The sequence below is a fragment of the Hahella sp. NBU794 genome (genome assembly GCF_050749805.1).
GTDB lineage: Bacteria > Pseudomonadota > Gammaproteobacteria > Pseudomonadales > Oleiphilaceae > Hahella.
This window is the reverse complement of record NZ_CP192738.1, coordinates 3,445,047-3,461,067: the sequence shown is the minus strand read 5'-3', so window position 1 is coordinate 3,461,067 and position 16,021 is coordinate 3,445,047. Positions and strand designations below refer to the sequence as shown.

At 53.1% G+C, this 16,021-nt stretch carries 16 protein-coding genes; 10 read left to right on the top strand and 6 right to left on the bottom strand.

Translation table 11 applies throughout. The annotated features are described in order from the left end of the window. Positions 1 to 3 precede the first annotated feature (3 nt). On the bottom strand, positions 4 to 498 hold the full coding sequence (locus ACQYWX_RS15480) for a type III secretion system chaperone (RefSeq protein WP_431689474.1): 495 nt from the start codon (positions 496 to 498) through the stop codon (positions 4 to 6). A 332-nt stretch (positions 499 to 830) separates the two neighbouring features. Between ACQYWX_RS15480 and ACQYWX_RS15475 the strand changes: the two genes are divergently transcribed. Further along, positions 831 to 1,637 carry a substrate-binding periplasmic protein gene (locus ACQYWX_RS15475; RefSeq protein ID WP_431689473.1) on the top strand — a complete coding sequence of 269 codons (807 nt, stop codon included), beginning with the start codon at positions 831 to 833 and terminating at the stop codon, positions 1,635 to 1,637. A 36-nt stretch (positions 1,638 to 1,673) separates the two neighbouring features. Here the strand turns inward: ACQYWX_RS15475 and ACQYWX_RS15470 are convergent, their stop codons facing one another. Together ACQYWX_RS15470 and ACQYWX_RS15465 are read right to left on the bottom strand one after the other, a co-directional pair. Next, the gene (locus tag ACQYWX_RS15470; protein ID WP_431689472.1) at positions 1,674 to 2,459 is read right to left on the bottom strand and encodes a substrate-binding periplasmic protein; all 786 of its coding nucleotides are present in this window, start codon (positions 2,457 to 2,459) and stop codon (positions 1,674 to 1,676) included. A 77-nt stretch (positions 2,460 to 2,536) separates the two neighbouring features. After that, complete coding sequence (locus ACQYWX_RS15465; protein WP_431689471.1) at positions 2,537 to 3,313, bottom strand: substrate-binding periplasmic protein; 777 nt, start codon at positions 3,311 to 3,313, stop codon at positions 2,537 to 2,539. Positions 3,314 to 3,612: 299 nt separating this feature from the next. On the opposite strand from ACQYWX_RS15465, the gene ACQYWX_RS15460 reads away from it, so the two are divergent. The 4 genes from ACQYWX_RS15460 (at position 3,613) to ACQYWX_RS15445 (ending at position 7,998) form a co-directional block, all read left to right on the top strand. Then, on the top strand, positions 3,613 to 4,752 hold the full coding sequence (locus ACQYWX_RS15460; protein WP_431689470.1) for an FIST signal transduction protein: 1,140 nt from the start codon (positions 3,613 to 3,615) through the stop codon (positions 4,750 to 4,752). Beyond that, positions 4,752 to 6,635 (top strand): putative bifunctional diguanylate cyclase/phosphodiesterase, encoded by a 1,884-nt coding sequence (locus tag ACQYWX_RS15455; RefSeq protein WP_431689469.1) that lies wholly within the window; start codon positions 4,752 to 4,754, stop codon positions 6,633 to 6,635. Before ACQYWX_RS15460 ends, ACQYWX_RS15455 begins: the two co-directional genes overlap by 1 nt. Before the next feature lie 124 nt (positions 6,636 to 6,759). Beyond that, positions 6,760 to 7,212, top strand: coding sequence for a MarR family winged helix-turn-helix transcriptional regulator (locus tag ACQYWX_RS15450; protein WP_279508272.1), 453 nt, complete (start codon positions 6,760 to 6,762; stop codon positions 7,210 to 7,212). 54 nt (positions 7,213 to 7,266) lie between these two features. After that, complete coding sequence (locus ACQYWX_RS15445) at positions 7,267 to 7,998, top strand: siderophore-interacting protein (RefSeq protein ID WP_431689468.1); 732 nt, start codon at positions 7,267 to 7,269, stop codon at positions 7,996 to 7,998. A gap of 73 nt (positions 7,999 to 8,071) precedes the next feature. Here ACQYWX_RS15445 and ACQYWX_RS15440 read toward each other — a convergent pair whose 3' ends face one another. Then, a complete protein-coding gene (locus tag ACQYWX_RS15440; RefSeq protein ID WP_431689467.1) occupies positions 8,072 to 8,287 on the bottom strand; it encodes a hypothetical protein in 216 nt (71 codons plus the stop codon). A 224-nt stretch (positions 8,288 to 8,511) separates the two neighbouring features. Here ACQYWX_RS15440 and ACQYWX_RS15435 point away from each other — a divergent pair. Continuing rightward, positions 8,512 to 9,671 (top strand): IS3 family transposase gene (locus ACQYWX_RS15435; protein ID WP_431685671.1). Its coding sequence is split into 2 segments (ribosomal slippage): positions 8,512 to 8,776 and positions 8,776 to 9,671, totalling 1,161 coding nucleotides; the frame shifts between segments, so codons are not numbered across the junction. On the opposite strand, the gene ACQYWX_RS15430 is transcribed toward ACQYWX_RS15435, so the two are convergent. Further along, positions 9,632 to 9,988: a hypothetical protein gene (locus tag ACQYWX_RS15430; RefSeq protein ID WP_431689466.1), complete on the bottom strand. Its 357-nt coding sequence runs from the start codon at positions 9,986 to 9,988 to the stop codon at positions 9,632 to 9,634. The two genes, ACQYWX_RS15435 and ACQYWX_RS15430, sit on opposite strands and share 40 nt — an antisense overlap. A 140-nt stretch (positions 9,989 to 10,128) precedes the next feature. Here ACQYWX_RS15430 and ACQYWX_RS15425 point away from each other — a divergent pair, with 140 nt between their 5' ends. Then, positions 10,129 to 10,731 (top strand): histidine phosphatase family protein, encoded by a 603-nt coding sequence (locus ACQYWX_RS15425; RefSeq protein WP_431689465.1) that lies wholly within the window; start codon positions 10,129 to 10,131, stop codon positions 10,729 to 10,731. A 99-nt stretch (positions 10,732 to 10,830) separates the two neighbouring features. Here the strand turns inward: ACQYWX_RS15425 and ACQYWX_RS15420 are convergent, their stop codons facing one another. Continuing rightward, positions 10,831 to 11,490: a hypothetical protein gene (locus tag ACQYWX_RS15420; protein ID WP_216740176.1), complete on the bottom strand. Its 660-nt coding sequence runs from the start codon at positions 11,488 to 11,490 to the stop codon at positions 10,831 to 10,833. A 292-nt stretch (positions 11,491 to 11,782) separates the two neighbouring features. Between ACQYWX_RS15420 and ACQYWX_RS15415 the strand changes: the two genes are divergently transcribed. From ACQYWX_RS15415 to ACQYWX_RS15405, 3 genes are all read left to right on the top strand, one after another. Continuing rightward, positions 11,783 to 12,316, top strand: coding sequence for a COG4315 family predicted lipoprotein (locus tag ACQYWX_RS15415; RefSeq protein WP_431689464.1), 534 nt, complete (start codon positions 11,783 to 11,785; stop codon positions 12,314 to 12,316). A gap of 560 nt (positions 12,317 to 12,876) precedes the next feature. Continuing rightward, complete coding sequence (locus ACQYWX_RS15410) at positions 12,877 to 13,908, top strand: VWA domain-containing protein (protein ID WP_279508283.1); 1,032 nt, start codon at positions 12,877 to 12,879, stop codon at positions 13,906 to 13,908. A gap of 120 nt (positions 13,909 to 14,028) precedes the next feature. Continuing rightward, complete coding sequence (locus ACQYWX_RS15405) at positions 14,029 to 15,846, top strand: tetratricopeptide repeat protein (RefSeq protein ID WP_431689463.1); 1,818 nt, start codon at positions 14,029 to 14,031, stop codon at positions 15,844 to 15,846. Positions 15,847 to 16,021: the final 175 nt, after the last annotated feature.

Below are 16,021 nucleotides of genomic sequence, written 5' to 3'. Positions count from 1 at the left end.
GGTTTAAACTTTAACTAAATGGTCAGTTGAGTGAATGGTGGACGTCTGGCGTGGATCAGGCAGTTCCTCAGTTTTTTCGACTAACTCCTGTAGAGCGCGCTGCAACGACTCCGCGCAGTCCACAAAAGTCACCAGCAGCGACTCCAGCGCGCGGGCGTCCAACCCGTCGACGGGATGCTGGTAGCTCATGATGGCGAGGCCGTCGTCGCTCAGCCCCACCGTAGCGCCGCCTGTTTTTCGCCAGAACAGATTGGCCGCCAACAGCAGCTTGTATCTGGCGTTAAGGGGTTCAAGCGAATGGCTGAAAGCGTCGACGATCTCACCGAGACTGCTGTAGATAATCAAAAACGTTTCATTCGGGCAGAGCTCAAAATTGACAACGATATTGTCGTCAAAGACAAGCTGGGCGGGCGGCTCATCCTTAAGATGAAAGTCAGGCAGCCCAATGGAACTGCCGAGATCCGCCAAGAGAAGGGAGAACTTTTCTCTTCCGTTCATGTAGATGCTCCATATGCTGAATTACCGGGTATCTAAAAAGTGGTTGTTTCCGTGAGTCAGAATATGGAGGAAGCAAGGGACGGGTTATCCATCGACCGATCTATTTTGAAGGGCAGACTCTATCCAGAGTTAAAGTCAGGTCGAAAATATGCCGGCCTGTCGTAGGTTGGATAAGCAAAGCGCCATCCAACGCCTCGTTCAGAGTCTTTGCGCTCTAATTATCAGTTAAACGCAATCTGTCAAAAGAAGTAATAACCTCAGGCCTGGCCCCGCCCAACTTGCCAATCTGCTACGCTTTTAGAAGCCACGCATGATGACTTTAGGTGATGACGATGCGCCGTTGGCGTTTACAGATGTTTCCGATTCGGCTTTTCCTGTGCCTGGGGTTGCTTTGGAGCGCTTCATTGTTGGCGCAGGAGGCGATTCTTATCGGCAGCGGCGAGTGGCCGCCGTATATTTCCGAAGAAGCGCCTCATTTTGGTCCCACCTCGCAAATTGTCTCCGAGGCGTTTGCGTTGGCGAATATCGATGTAGAGTACCGCTTTCATCCCTGGAATCGCAGTTTCGTTCTCTGCCAGCAAGGAGACTTGGACGCCACCATTGCGTGGGAAAGAACCGCAGAGCGGGAGCGGGATTTCGTTTTCAGCGAGATGCCGATCATCATTGAACGCACGGTGTTCTTTTACTCTAGGCGCCACGCTTTGTCATGGGAAGAAATCTGGACGCCACCAGAAGACGCCAGCAGGCTGCGCGTCGGCGCCATACTGGGCTATAACTACGGGAATAAGCTGGATGAGGCGGAACGGACGGGATTATTCACGGTCCGTCGCAGCGACTCGGAAGCAACCAACTTCAAACAATTGATCAAAGGCCATATCGACCTGTTTCCCAGTGATCTGGTAGTGGGACTGGAAGTCTTAAGAAAGCACTTTGACGCGGCGGAACGTCAGCAAATCAGATACCTGCCGGAGCAATTGTATACCGCCAAGCTTTATCTGATATTTTCGAAGAAATCACCACGGCATGCCTGGTTGAAAGCGCAGTTTGATAAAGGGATGCAGCAGCTGATTGCCTCTGGTGGATTGAATCGTCTGCAAATAGACCCCAGCCTCATTCCCCCTGAACATCCGGCGCAGTGACGCCATCGTTTCGCATCATTGTTTCATCTCACCGTTTTATTGCGCCGCTTTCTCTGACTCCCTGTGGTAATGGCCTTCCACGATGCCTTCCAAATACTGCTCGTAACGTCCGGAATCTTTCAGTTTTTGCAGTCCACGGTTAAACGCGGCGATATAGCGCTCGGCCTGGGGATTTTTCTTGGTGATGATGACGTGATAGCCGACGCTGCGCAGCGGTTTCGGATTGTTGGTGATGCTGGTGGCGATGCCTGACGGCAGATTATGGGCGAGAATTTCGTAGCCCACCTCAAGCACGCAGGGAAACAGATTGATGCGCCCCTGCGCCAGCTTTTTGAAGTTGCTTTCATCGGTAGAGATTCTTTCGACGGTGATCAGCCCCTTTGCTTCGGCTTCACTGAACGCTTTGCCATAAGAGTACCCAATCGTGGCGCCAATGCGATAAGGCTTGAGATCCTCAAACGTGTTCCAGTCAAAAGGAAGATCTTTGCGATGGAAGAAGACGTCCGTCAGCACAATGATCGGCTCGGAGAACACAAAATGATCAGGTCTGCCGTCGGCCTTGGACCAGGCGACAGACCCCACCCAGATATCCCCTTCCTGCGCTTCCTGTAAGGCTCTTTTCCAAGGCAGAAAGGTATATTTGACGTCGATTCCCTCCAGCTTGTACGCCTCCGCGACGACATGGGAAATAAACCCATAATCCTGGTAGTTTTCCGAAGTGAATGGTGGCCACTCGCCATTGGTCAAACTCAGGTCTTCCGCTGACGCCAGACATGGACAAAGTAACGCGCAATAAATGAGGGGCATCAGCAGCTGTTTCATCAGAGCCTCCTGAGCGCTTGGCGTATCGGACAGGGTTCTATCAAGTTTAGTTCAGGCATAATAATTGGTGGGAGGCCTCATGGGCCTGGTCCTCCAATATCTTCTTTCCATAGCGAATCGTAGCGGCCGTTTTCCCTTAGTTTCCGCAATCCCCGGTTGAATGAATCCAACAGAAACTGCGCGCGGACAGGGTCAATGTTCTTGGAGATCAGCAGGTGCTGGGCGTCCACGGAGATCGGTTTGGGGTGATAAGTGATATTGGCGGCGTCCTGGGCGGGCATTTCGCTGCGGGCGATCTGCAAGCCGACCTCACGATTGACGACAAACAACTGAATTCTTCCTGCCGCCAGTTTTCTCATATTCAGCAGGTCCGTCGACACGCGCTCAAATAAAAAATCACCGCGCTCCTCAGCTTTGGCGAGAGTTGGACCATAGAAATACCCCAGCGTCAGTCCAATTTTGTAAGGCTTAAGGTCTTCAATGCTGTTCCAGTCAAAGTTCAGGCTTTTTAGATGGAAGAACACTTTGGTTTCGTTGAGAACCGGATCGCTGTACGAAAACTGCTGCGCCCGCTCCTTGGAGTAAACCCATCCCGGCGTGCCGTCATAGTCTCCTTCTGCGGCCATCTGCAGCGCTCGCTTCCAGGGCAGAAAAATGTACTCGACCTGGATGTGTTCGACAGCGAACGCTTCTTCGACAATGTGAGGGAAAACGCCATAGTGACTCAGCTTCGAGGAGAAATACGGCGGGAACTCACCGATGGACAGCCAGACTTTGTCCTCGGCGCGCGCATGCAGTGTCGCCATGATGCTTATCAGGATGCCGGACCAGAACATTCTGCGCAGCCACACCATTACTTCACGCCTCGCTGATGGCTCAGACCTTCACGCCGCTTTGCTGTGAAGTATAGCCATAAAATCGCAGGCCTAACGGCGACACTGTCGTTTCCTTTGTCGATGCGGCGATAGAGACGCCTGAAACGCGCCAATTCTGCCTGTCGGCGATGCGTATCGCGGATCTGGGTCTATTCTTTGAGGAGGACTTTTTACAAAAAAAGTAAAAGTCGAGAGCAGTGGTGAAGTAGCAAAGTCGAGCATGAAAAGAAAGAAGAGAAAGAAGACCAGACAGTAATAGCGGCAAAAGGGAGGTTGCAGTGGCGGAGATTTATCAATCGACATACCAGAATGGCGCCTGGAGCCAGCCCCTGCCCTCGGCCAGCTCCGCCCAATGGGTCATCGCTTTTGGCTCCAAAGACATCATGGACGATCCCGGCGTTCGCGATCAGGTCAGACAGGCATTCCCACAGGCGCAGATTACCGGCTGCACCACCAGCGGGGCGATTGAGGGAACCAAACTGTACGACAGCTGTATCTGCCTGACCGCAGCAACCTTCGCTTCCTCTCGGATAGAGACCCTGTCCGCCGACTTCCATGATTTTGGCGACAGCGGCGCCCTGGGGGCGCATTTGGCGGAGCAGTTGAACACCGAAGGTCTGGTGCACATTTTCGTCATGTCGGACGGGCACGTGGTCAACGGCTCCGATCTGATCCGCTCCGTCTGCAAGAAGTTACCGGACAATATCTACATGACGGGCGGTCTGGCGGGGGACGGCATGGATTTCAAAGAGACCAAAGTCTGGCTGAACGATCAGTATCAAGGCGGCTTGGTGGCGCTTATCTGTTTTTATGGGCCGAACCTCAAGGTCGGCAAAGGCAACTTCGGCGGCTGGAAGCCGTTTGGTCCCAACAGAAAGGTCACCAGATCGCAGAAAAACGTGCTGTACGAACTGGATAACAAGCCCGCCCTGGAAATCTACAAGACCTATCTCGGCGAGTACGCCAATGAGCTGCCGGCGTCCGCCCTGCGCTTTCCTATCGGCCTCAAACATCCCGTCGCCACGGAACTGGTCGTTCGCACCATTCTCTCCATCAATGAAGAAGATCAAAGCATGGTGTTCGCCGGCAACGTGCCGGAGGGCGCCAGTTGTCAGATTATGCACGCCAACTACGAAAACCTCATATCGGGCGCGGGCTACGCCACAGAGAAAGCCATCAACGACATAAAAGGCGCGCCGTCACAACTGGCGATCCTGGTCAGCTGCGTCGGGCGGCGGATGGTGTTGGGCGTCAGAACCGAGGAAGAACTGGAAGAGGTCAAAGAGATGATATCCGAGGGATGTCATATGGCGGGATTTTATTCTTACGGGGAGATTTCCTCAGTGATCTGCAGCGACGGACGCTGCGGCCTGCTGAACCAGACGATGACGGTGACGCTTTTCGAAGAGGTCGGATAATGCACAAGCTGTTACACCGCCAACTGAAGCGAGCGGGCTTGGCCGAACTCCTGGCGGCGCATCCCCGCTTTCTGGAGAGCATATCGGACGCCTATACCCAGCATGAGGATGAAATACGCTTCATCGAGCACTCCCTGTTCGTCGTATCCAATGAATTGAACGAGCAAAATACGCTGCTTTCCCGGCAGGTTAACGAGTTAAGCCAGGCCAATACGCAGATCAGCCGCTCCGGCGCCGAATTAACCGCCATTCTGGACGCCACCGGAGAAGCCATCATTTCCTTTGATAGTAACGGCGAGCTGTCCCTCCTGAATCGGCAGGGCAAGGATTTCATCAACCAGTTACAGGCGGACATGATATTTGAGGAGCAGCTGCTTCTGATATGCAAGAACCCCACGGAGCTTGAGGAAACCTTTGAGGCCATACGCAAAGACCCCTTTATCAACGTGAATGGCGTCATCGAATTCAAACGCCGGCGCTATTATGAATTTTACTCGTCTCCAAAAGTAGTGGACGGCCAACTGCAAGGCCGGGTCTGGAGCTTCAAGGACATCACCTCGCAGAAAATCACCGATGACATCATCCGTTTTCAAGCCTTGCATGACACCATGACGGGGCTTCCCAATCGCAACTGCCTCAACCAGCTTCTTGAAAAGCAGCTCAGGTTTCATAGCTTCCACCTGATGAAGCTGGCGGTCCTTTTCATCGACTTATCCGGCCTTAAGAAAATCAATGACACCCAGGGCTTTGAAGTCGGCGACGCCATACTGATCGACTCCGTGCACCGCATCATGCTGCGTCTGCGGGATCAGGACATCGTCGCCCGTTTCGGCGGCGATGATCTGATCGCAATCTTGCGGGATATCCCCGGCAGCGATGAGGTGATGTCGATCTGCCAAAACATAGAGCGAGATATTAGTCAGCCCATTGAGTTCAGCAATCACCTTTACTTCATTTCCTGTCATATCGGCGTCAGCATTTACCCGGAAGACGGCGAGACCGTCAATGATCTGGTCCGTCACGCGGATCTGGCCAAATACCATGGCTTTAATCATGGTTCGGCCATTCAGTTCTTCAGCTTCAGCATCGCCGAGGAGGAAGTGCGCAAACAGACGGTGGAAAACCAGTTGCGCAAAGCTATCGAAAACCTTGAGCTGACGCTCTATCTGCAGCCCAAGGTGGATATTAGAACCGGCGCCATTAAGGGGTCTGAAGGACTGATTCGCTGGATAAAGCCGGATGGCGGCGTGATTCCTCCCGGAGTGTTCATCCCTATCGCCGAAAATACCGGCATGATAAGAGACATTGGTCGCCTGGTGGTCCATGAAGCCTGCAAGATTCTGGCGCAGTGGAGCAGTCAGGGCATTACGGACACCACGATTTCCGTGAACCTTTCCATCGCCGACTTTAATGATGTCGCTCTGGTTAACGATATCATGGGCGAGCTTGAGCGCTTCAATGTGTCGCCTTCCAGACTGATTCTGGAAGTCACGGAATCATTGTTCATGGCGAATAAAGACCTGGTGAGAAACGCCATGCTGCAGTTGGAGAGCCAGGGCGTCAGGTTCGCCCTGGACGATTTTGGCACCGGTTACTCCTCCCTCAGCTACCTGCAGGAACTTCCCTTTTCCTACCTGAAAATTGACCGCTCATTCTTACTGGGCGCGCTGCAAGACGCGAAAAAAGCCGCCATTGTGCAAACCATTATCGATATCGGCAAAAACCTGAATCTGGAACTGGTGGCGGAAGGCATCGAGGATGCTGAAACCCTGGAATTCGTGCGGGGAAAAACGGATAACTGCGCGCTGGTGCAGGGCTTTTTCTTTTACCGCCCCATGCCCCATGCGGATCTGACTGAACTACTGTTAAAGCACGTCCTGTAAATCAACGCCCTTGGGCTCATTTCCCAACAGCTTAAGCTTACTGTTTCATTGACAGCCTTTTTAGTTGACAGTATCAACTAATGTCATTATGGTTGACATAGTCAACTAACCTGAACTGTGAATCATGCCAGAAAACAACGTCCCGGAAACCAGCGTCGGAGAGTCCCTGCATCGCCTGCTTCATGCTTATAAACGCGCGATGCGTCAGGCGTATCAGGAGGTCAATCTGACTTTGGCGGTTTCCCACATACGCTCGCTGAAAGTGATCAACCATGCCCGTGAAAAAAACACTCTTTGTACCGCCCAGGTGATTGCAGAACGCCTGCAGCGGGATAAGGCGCAGATCACGCGGGTGGTGAAAGATCTGCTGGAGGAAGGGCTGATTGAAAAACGGGACAACCCTGAAGATCGACGCAGCCAACTACTGCATTTAACCCAGAAAGGCGTTGACGCGTACAAGACAATAAAAGAGGTGGAAGCGCTGGCGGGAAGCCGCATGGCGCAAGGCCTCAATGCTGATGAGATCCGGGAGTTCGTCAAACTCGCGAATGCGATGGCGGAAAACCTCAAACACTGAATACAGCCGCTCCTCACGACGGAGCCCTATTGTTACTGAATTCAAGAGGATGAAATGAGCAGACCTGCGCCCCGCGAACTGACACTGGTTCGCAGACAATCGATTACTCCCAACATGTTGCGCGTCACCCTGGGCGGCGACGGCATCGCCAGCTTTCCCGCCGATCAGGAAAGCGCATACGTCAAACTGATGTTCCCCCGCGACGGCGAGCAGCGCCCGCTGATGCGCACCTACACCGTGCGCGCGCAAAGAGAGGATGAGATCGACATAGATTTCGTCATTCATGAAGACGGCGGCCCCGCCTCCACCTGGGCGATCCAGGCGGAAATCGGCTCGCAGATCCTGATCGGCGGCCCTGGTCCGAAGAAACTGGTGGATGTGGAAGCAGACTGGTTTCTGGTAGTCGGCGACATGACCGCCCTGCCCGCCATCAGCGTCAACCTGGAACAGCTTCCCTCCAATGCGAGGGGCTATGCAGTGATTGAGGTGATCAGCGAGGCGGATATCCAGCCCCTCAAGACCTCCGCCAACCTCGACGTGCACTGGCTGGTTAATCCCCATCCCGGCGTCGACAGCAACCTGCTGCTGAACAAAGTCCGCGACCTGCCATGGCTGCAAGGACGTCCTTCCGTCTGGTGCGCCTGCGAACTAAACAGCATGCGCCAGTTGCGGGACCACTTCCGCGCCCAGGAAGGACTGGAAAAAAGCGACCTGTACATCTCCAGCTACTGGAAACTCGGCGTCAGCGAAGATGAACACAAAGTGCTGAAGGCGGCGTTGAATTAAAAAACGGGGCGTAAAGCCCCGTTCTCTTTTGCAAGCAGCGATGTTGAGCGCACTTTGGCGCCCTTATCACCGTTTATTTCCATCTGGTTTTACGATGCGTCTTCCAACTGCGCTGAGGCCTTGTGGCGTTGACGGTTTCAAAACCGTGGGGAAAGCAGCGCGAGCAGCCGGACTCTTCCCCCAGAACTACTCTCGAAACCGCTGTGCCCGACACCTTTTTAGGTAAATCCGCCAGCCCTGCTTCATTGCGCCCAAACGCCTTGATAAGACGAACTTCACGTTTCTTCACTCTTCTCTCCTTTAGGAAAATACCTAAAAGAGAGCACCTTTTAATATTGCTACCAGCATGTGTTGTCTGATTGACATTGCCTTACTAAATTGGGGGCGGGACTCTAACACATATCACCTTCTAGTCGAATCGCCGCCTTTCAACTTTCCGAGACCCTTGTAGTGGTCTAATAGTCCCGGACACATTAATAAGAGACAATACCCGTCAACGATTAAGGTGTCAGCATGAGTCAGAAAAAGTCGTATAAGCAGTATACAAAAGAGTTTAAAGAAGAGGCCGTTTCCTTGGTGCGCGACCAAGGTTATTCCGTCCCAGAAGCGGCTAAATCCCTCGGCATTAGCGCCAATATGCTCTACAAGTGGAAGGAAAAGATTGAAGCTCAGCTTGAAAATCAGGTTCTGGCTGAAGACGAGCGCGCCGAGTTAAAACGGCTTCGCAAAGAAAACAAAGAGCTGCGCATGGAAAAGGAAATTCTAAAAAAGGCTTCGGCCTTCTTCGCGAAAGAAATGAAATAAAGTTCGCCTTCATTCAGGCAGAGTCGAATCGCTTCCCTGTGAAAGTGCTTTGCCGGGCTCTGCGTGCAAGTCGATCAGCATTCTATGCCTGGCGACGGCGCTCCGCGCCGGTGATCCGGTTTGATGAGCTGCATCTGCATCGGCGAATGAAGCGACTGTTTAACGCTTCTCGAAGCAGTCTGGGCAGTCGAGAGATGATGAAGAAGCTACGCGAAGAAGGCTTTCAGGTGGGACGCTACCGGGTTCGCAAGCTCATGAGGCGGCTTGGTCTTCAGGTCACGCAACGCGTTGCTTACAAAGCCACTACAAGGCGCAAACACCATCATGCGGTGGCGGATAACTTGTTGAATCAGAATTTTAATCCTACCGCGCCCAATCAGGTTTGGGCTGGCGACGTGACCTATCTGAAAACAGGAGAAGGCTGGATATATCTGGCCATTGTCATGGATTTATATTCCCGAAGGATCGTCGGGTGGCGCATCGATAAGCGCATGACAACGAGCCTGGTCAGCCAGGCGCTGATCAAGGCCTACAATTTGCGGAAGCCGCCCAAGGGCCTGGTATTCCATAGTGACCGGGGCTCTCAGTACACCAGCGGACATTATCGAAAACTGCTGGAAAAGTATGAAATCAGGGCAAGTATGGGCGATGTAGGAGCCTGTTGGGACAATGCGGTGGTTGAACGCTTTTTTGGTAGCCTTAAGCATGACTGGATATTAAAAATCCCCCAGCCCACCCGGGAACACATGAAGCAGGATGTCGCAGCCTACATGAGGTATTACAACCTCGAAAGACTGCATACGGCGAACAATGATATGTCGCCGGTTAATTATGAAAACTCTCTAAAGAAAGTGTCCGGTGGGATTTGACCAGAACACCTCTCCTCAATCACCGCCTGCACCCATTCCCGGTATTTGGCGCTGGGCCTCAGCATTTTCATTAAATCGCCGGGCTCAATGTCGTCGGGTAGTCCCGGCTCGATAACAAAGCGTTCGAACCAGGCTTCGCCGTTGCGCTCCCAGGCGGTGTCGACGATTTCGTCAATGAGTTCCTCCCGCGTGGCCTCATCGCTGGCGTCGGTTAATTCCGCCATGGTTTCCGGTTCGGACAGAATCATCTCCGCATAAGATTCCGCCGAAGCGCGCAGGCCCTTTAACGTCTCTTCTTTAAACTTATCGAAGTTCATTTTCTTTCTCCCCCCAAAAAGAAATAAGAAATTGCTTACCCTCGACAATAATCCAGGTTAGCCATACAGTGCCAATCTTTCAGTCGTTCAGAATAGAGAATCAGTGAAGTAGTGGAATGGAACGAGATGGAATGGATAGCATGAAAGTCATCCTTGCCCGGCACGGCCAGACGATCTGGAATCAACAAGGTCGCCTGCAAGGCCGCCTCAACTCCGACCTGACGGACCAGGGCAAAGCGCAAGCAGACAGGCTGGCGACGGAAGTGAAGCACTACCGCTTCGCCAAGGTTTACTCATCGCCCGCTTTACGCTGCATGGAAACATGCAAGGTCATTTCGCCGGACTTTGAAGTATGCGACTTGCTGCAAGAACAGAACTTCGGCTCCTATGAAGGCCTGCCCCTGCATGACATAGACCGAAGAGACCCTTCCGCCAGGGCCATTATCCGGGGAGAACACCCCCACCAAAAAGCCGGCGAAAACTCCGAGAGCCTGGCGGAAGTCGCGCAAAGAGCAAGTCAGTTTCTGAATCGGCTTGCAACCCATCATCAAGATGACACCCTCCTGGCGATCACCCACGGCAACTTTTTAAAGGCGCTGATCTGGTTGATACATGCCCAAGATAAAACCAGCGCCAGCCAATACACCCACTTCAATTGCGCCTATTCCGAAATCACGTATTCGAACAATGAATGGACAGTGTCTTATTGGGGCAAGGCTTCGCATCTTATTGGGGTGTTGTGAGGAAACAGGCGCTCAAGGATCAGCTTATCCGTTTATTGCGCCTGGGGAGAGGGCGCTCTCCCCTTTGCAACTTCCCTTACATATTTGGTGCAATCGCCCTTAGGTATTATGGTGCGACCGGTCCCGCGTATTGATGGGACGGGCGAAGGAGGATCTGCCGCGGCCGGCGGTCATTTCCGCATAACCGGAGCGGTAAACCACGGCTTTTTCCTCCAGGCTGTAGAAGCTGCGGGCGCCGCGATCGTTGCGGTCTTCGACGCGGATAGAGCCGGTGGAGATATGCACGAACCCTTGATATCCGGTGACTTCAACAAAGACATGGGTTCTGGAAAGTTTGGTGCAGAAACGCTCCACCCAGGGGGACAACGCGCCGGCGTATCCGCCGCCGCAGGCCAGTACGTGCACATCGATGAAGTTCAGGGGCAGACCTTCCTCACGCAAGTCGTCCGCCATCTGCTCCGTGGTGAACGCTTTGAACACCCCGCCTACCCAATGCTTCGTCTCTCTATCGTAGTGCTGACGGTTTCTCGGCAACCAGCCGTTCTCTTTGGCGGCGATGGTGGCCGTATCGCCCCTGCCCGCGCCATGAGTGAAAATATACAGCGTGTCAGTGGCGTGTAGACGCGACAGACAGCCAGGCGACGTGGGCAATCTGAGTCGCGGTTTTTGAATCACTGTGGCGTTCAATACACCGGCGAGTTGCGCGGACAGTGCGATCATTTCCGGGCCGACAACGGGAAGATAGATGTAACTAGCCATGATTAAGGTTCCTTTTATGCATTATTGAGGGTGTTTCGTTCTTTTATGATTTTTAGAGAGAGCCGCCGTACTTCCGCGGCGGGTTAGCGCCCTCTCCTTGTTTCATGTACGCAGATTAACGGCGCATTCTTAACGGAACCTTAAGAGTTGTTTTTAAAGTGAAATTCAGAAATCAGAAATTTTTTTAATTTCTTTGCATCCAAACGCCCCATCCCTGTCGTCTTTATCTACGAGTTTCAAATTCAAGGTCCGAGACCCGCTAGCCACACTTAGATAGATAAAGGATAGAAAGATGAAAAAGTTCGCCGCACTGACCACTCTGATGATCGCCGCCGCTGGTTTCACCTCCGCCGTATTCGCGGAAGGCAAAGCGGATCGTTATTGCGATGAAAAGTATTCCAGCTCCAGCAAGAGCTACAGCGCCAACAGCTACGCCAGCGCTGACGGCTATAACAACGCCTACGACAACACCGGCGGACTGCTGAAAACTTCTTCAGCCAGCCCCAGCTCCTCTAAGGTCGTCACTAAAGTTTCTACCTCTGTCGGTGAAGTATTCGCCAACGCACAAGGCATGACGCTGTACACCTTCACCAAAGACAGCAATGGCGCGTCTGTCTGCTACGACTCCTGCGCAGACAGCTGGCCTCCGTTTTTCGCCAAGAAAGAAGCTAAAACCTGGGGCGACTTTACGATCGTCGAACGTAAAGACGGGACTTATCAGTGGGCTTACAAAAACCAGCCTCTGTATCTGTGGGTTGGCGACCGTCAGCAAGGTGACGCGACGGGCCATGGCGTAGGCAACGTGTGGTACGCCGCTCAGCCTTAAGTTAATCAGCCAGACAGATAGATATAGTGAGATAATTAGTCAGATAGTTAGACAGAAAGCCTCTCCCTTTGCTGGTTAAATAGCCATATTTGAGCGCTGATAGCGGCCAAGCCGTCAGCGCTATTTTTTCCTCCCTCACACAAACGGTTAACGCTTCACCTGCGTTTCCTGTAGATCCTTCGACAGCGTTCAAAGAATTTACACCTTCTTAAATTTCAGGTTGTTTAAAATTCAATCTAACCCTTGCGCCAGGGGCGTTTAGGCCTATCGTTAGATCACACAAAAACGATACAAAACAGGCGCTTAGCTTTGTATACAAAACCCTCGGTTTTTGCGAAATTACCCTTAATGGAATAAGCCTTTTGGCCTTTAGTGGAAATACTTATATAACGAATTTACAGTTCCCGATTGGCCACTTCCTAAAAGAGTTAAGAAACACCCCAATAAGCGGGGTTTTAAAGAGATTGGCCTGTTTTGTGCCTTATAGGTTCCCTGAGCAATCTCAAGAAATTTTTCATTGCAGTACTAAATCTAACTACAACCCACACCAGGAGGTAACAATGAAAAGACTAGCGTGCTCACTCGCCTTTACCGCTTTCCTGCCGTTTACGGCGATGGCGGACTCCATCTCTCCCACTACTTTCTCTGCGACGCTTGATGTCGGCGAAAGCGTGACCATCACCAAGACAGTCACCGTTGACGCCGAAGCGAGCACATCCAAGGTAGACGTATTCTTCCTGATGGATGAAACCGGCAGTATGAGTGGAGAGATTGCAGCGGTTAAAGCCGCCGCCAGCTCTATCTTGGGCACAGCAGCGGGCTTTGGCGACATTAACTTCGGCGTAGGCGGCTATCGTGACGCCACCGATTTCTTCGCTTATCGCACCCTGACCGATATGACCAGCGACACCTCCGCGGCGCAAGCAGCGATCAACACCTGGACCGCCGGCGGCGGTGGCGATTTCCCTGAAGCGAACATTTACGCTTTGGAACAGGTCGCAACCACCATTTCCTGGCGTCCAGACGCTGAGCGCATCCTGCTGTGGTTCGGCGACGCAACGGGCCATGACCCCTCTTTGGGTTCAACCGAAGCCAGCGCAACCGCCGCTTTGCAGGCAGCCAGCATCCAGGTAGAAGCGATTGACGTCGCCAACTGCTCATTCGGCTTCTGTTTAGATGGCACTGGCCAGGCCTCCCGCATCACTGCGGCGACCGGCGGCACCTATCACGCAGGCATCGACACCACCACATTGGTAGACACTATCAATGACGCCATTTCGACCGCTATTTCTTCCTATACTGAAGTGGCGCTCGACATCTCTGGCGCGCCTCCCGGCATGGTATCCGTGTCTCCTGCGTCTTATAACGGCTCCTACACCCGCGACAGCGCTGCGACCTATGATTTCGAAGTCACCTTCACCGGCACAACTCCCGGCACCTACGACTTCGACATCTACGCCACTGTTGACGGCGGCAGAGTCGCTACCGAGCGCGACCATATCGTTGTCAGCTCAACTGTTCCAGAACCCGCCAGCCTGGCGTTGATGGGTCTGGGTCTGGTTGGCTTGCTGGCTCGTCGCAGAAAAAGCTAAGTAATCCGCTACTAATAAAGGGCGTTGTTTAACGCCCTTTTTTTTTATCCCTCATATTGGATTACACTCTGACAACAGCATGATGCTCCCAAATGTCTGAGAACTATAAGGTCCCGATCGATGAACAAACGCCTCTCTTTAGCGCTGGCCCTCTTTTTCGCCGTTGGCGGCGGTCACGCGGCCATTACGCAACCCAGCTCCGCTCAGTCCGACACCAGCCTTTTCTTTCTTGACGCGCCTCCCGCCGGCGGCGAGCTACAACCCGCCAATCAGGATCTCGCCACTGCGCTGGACCTGATCCGACAACAAAAATTTATGCAGAGCCAGAAACTGCTGGACCAGATTCTCGCCAAAGAGCCAAACAACTCACTGGCGCTGGAACTGAAAGGAACGGTGCTGGCGTTACAGGGAAAACTCAAGGACGGCCTCAAGCTACTGCAAAAAGCCACACAATTAGCGCCCACGCAAAGCTCCGCCTGGACCAAGCAAGGCGATGTTCACACCGCTTTGAAAGAACCCAAGAAGGCGTTTAACGCATATAAAACCGCCGTCGGCTACAACGACAACGATTCCCGCGCGCATCAACGGCTGGGTTTGATCTATCAGGAACAAGGCGAGGTCGCCAAGTCCATAGAGCATCTGGAGAAAGGCCTGGCCAACACCCCCGAGGACTATGTAGGAGTAAAGCTTAATCTGGCGGAGCAATACGTCAGAAATGGCGAGTCAGGCAAAGCCATCAAGCTGCTCTCCCCGATCATTGACGCCACCAGCGACAACGCCGTCGCCCTGGTGCTGCTCGCTAACGCCTATGTGGCCAATCAAAGCCCGGAAGCGGCCATCCCCCTGTTCCAGAAAGCGCTGAAACTCTCCCCGAAACAACCTGCGCCTCTGTTGGCCCTGGGCATCGCCCAGCGCGACGCCGGTCAGTTGGATAAATCCCTCGACAGCTTCAACCAGTTGCTGAAATTGAAGTCGGACTGGGGACTGGCGTATTTCCAGCGCGCGCTGACCTACGCGAAGAAAGACGATCACGATAAAGCCGTCAGTGACTATCAAAAGGCGTTGAAAGACAAAGAGCTGCCGGAAAATCTGGCGGTGCAGGCGGGCGATTATTTCGCGCAATCCGGCAAACATGAGCTGGCGGAGAAGGTCTACAAAGATCTCATCAAACAGTCCAAGGCGCCTTTCCCCTACTATCAGCGCCTGGGCAGCCTCTATCAGGTGCAGAACGACCCGACTAAGGCCAAAGCGGTATACAGCGACCTGTTAAAGACTTACCCGGACAACCCGCAGAGTTATCTGTACGCAGGCTCGTTTCACGCCTTCACCCGGGATTACGCCGCCGCCGCGGACCTGTTCGACAAAGGGTTGCAACTGGCGCCGGACTCCAGTTCCTTGCGCATGGCCAAAGCCGTGGCGCTGAAACAACTGGGAACACTGGACAAGGCCCAGCAGGAAATGGAAATCCTGGTCAAAAATAATCCAGAATCTCACGAAGGGTTGTTCCTGTTGGGCTCTCTGTATGAGGAAGGCAAGAAAACCGATCAGGCGATAGACGCCTATCGTCGCGTCCTGCGTCTGAACGACTCCCACCTGGGCGCGCTGAATAATCTGGCGTACCTGCTGGGCGAAACGGACAAACTCAGCGAAGGAGAGAAACTGGCGCTACAAGCCGCAAAACTCGCCCCCATCAACCCCACGGTTCTGGACACGCTGGGCTGGATACAATTCCGTCTGGGCAAAGTCACCGAAGCGGAAACCAACATCGGCAAAGCCTACCAACTGGCCGCCAACAACCCGACGATCAATTACCATTACGCCAAAGTGAAACAGAAGAGCGGCCAAGCGGCGGAAGCGCAAAGCCTGTTCAAATCCTCCCTGCGACTAGGCCTGGCCTCCCCCTGGAAAACCGACGCAGAAAAACAACTGCAGAACTAACCCTACCCGGAAGCGCGGGCGACCCGCCCGCACTTCCCGACATATTTCACACCTCAAAGTAGGTTGGATAAGCGCAGCGCCATCCAACAAACAAGTTTAATAAACCTTCTCAATCCATTGAATTAAAATCATTTATTAACATAGAAGCATGACGTCGGAAGGCGCTGCGCTTTTC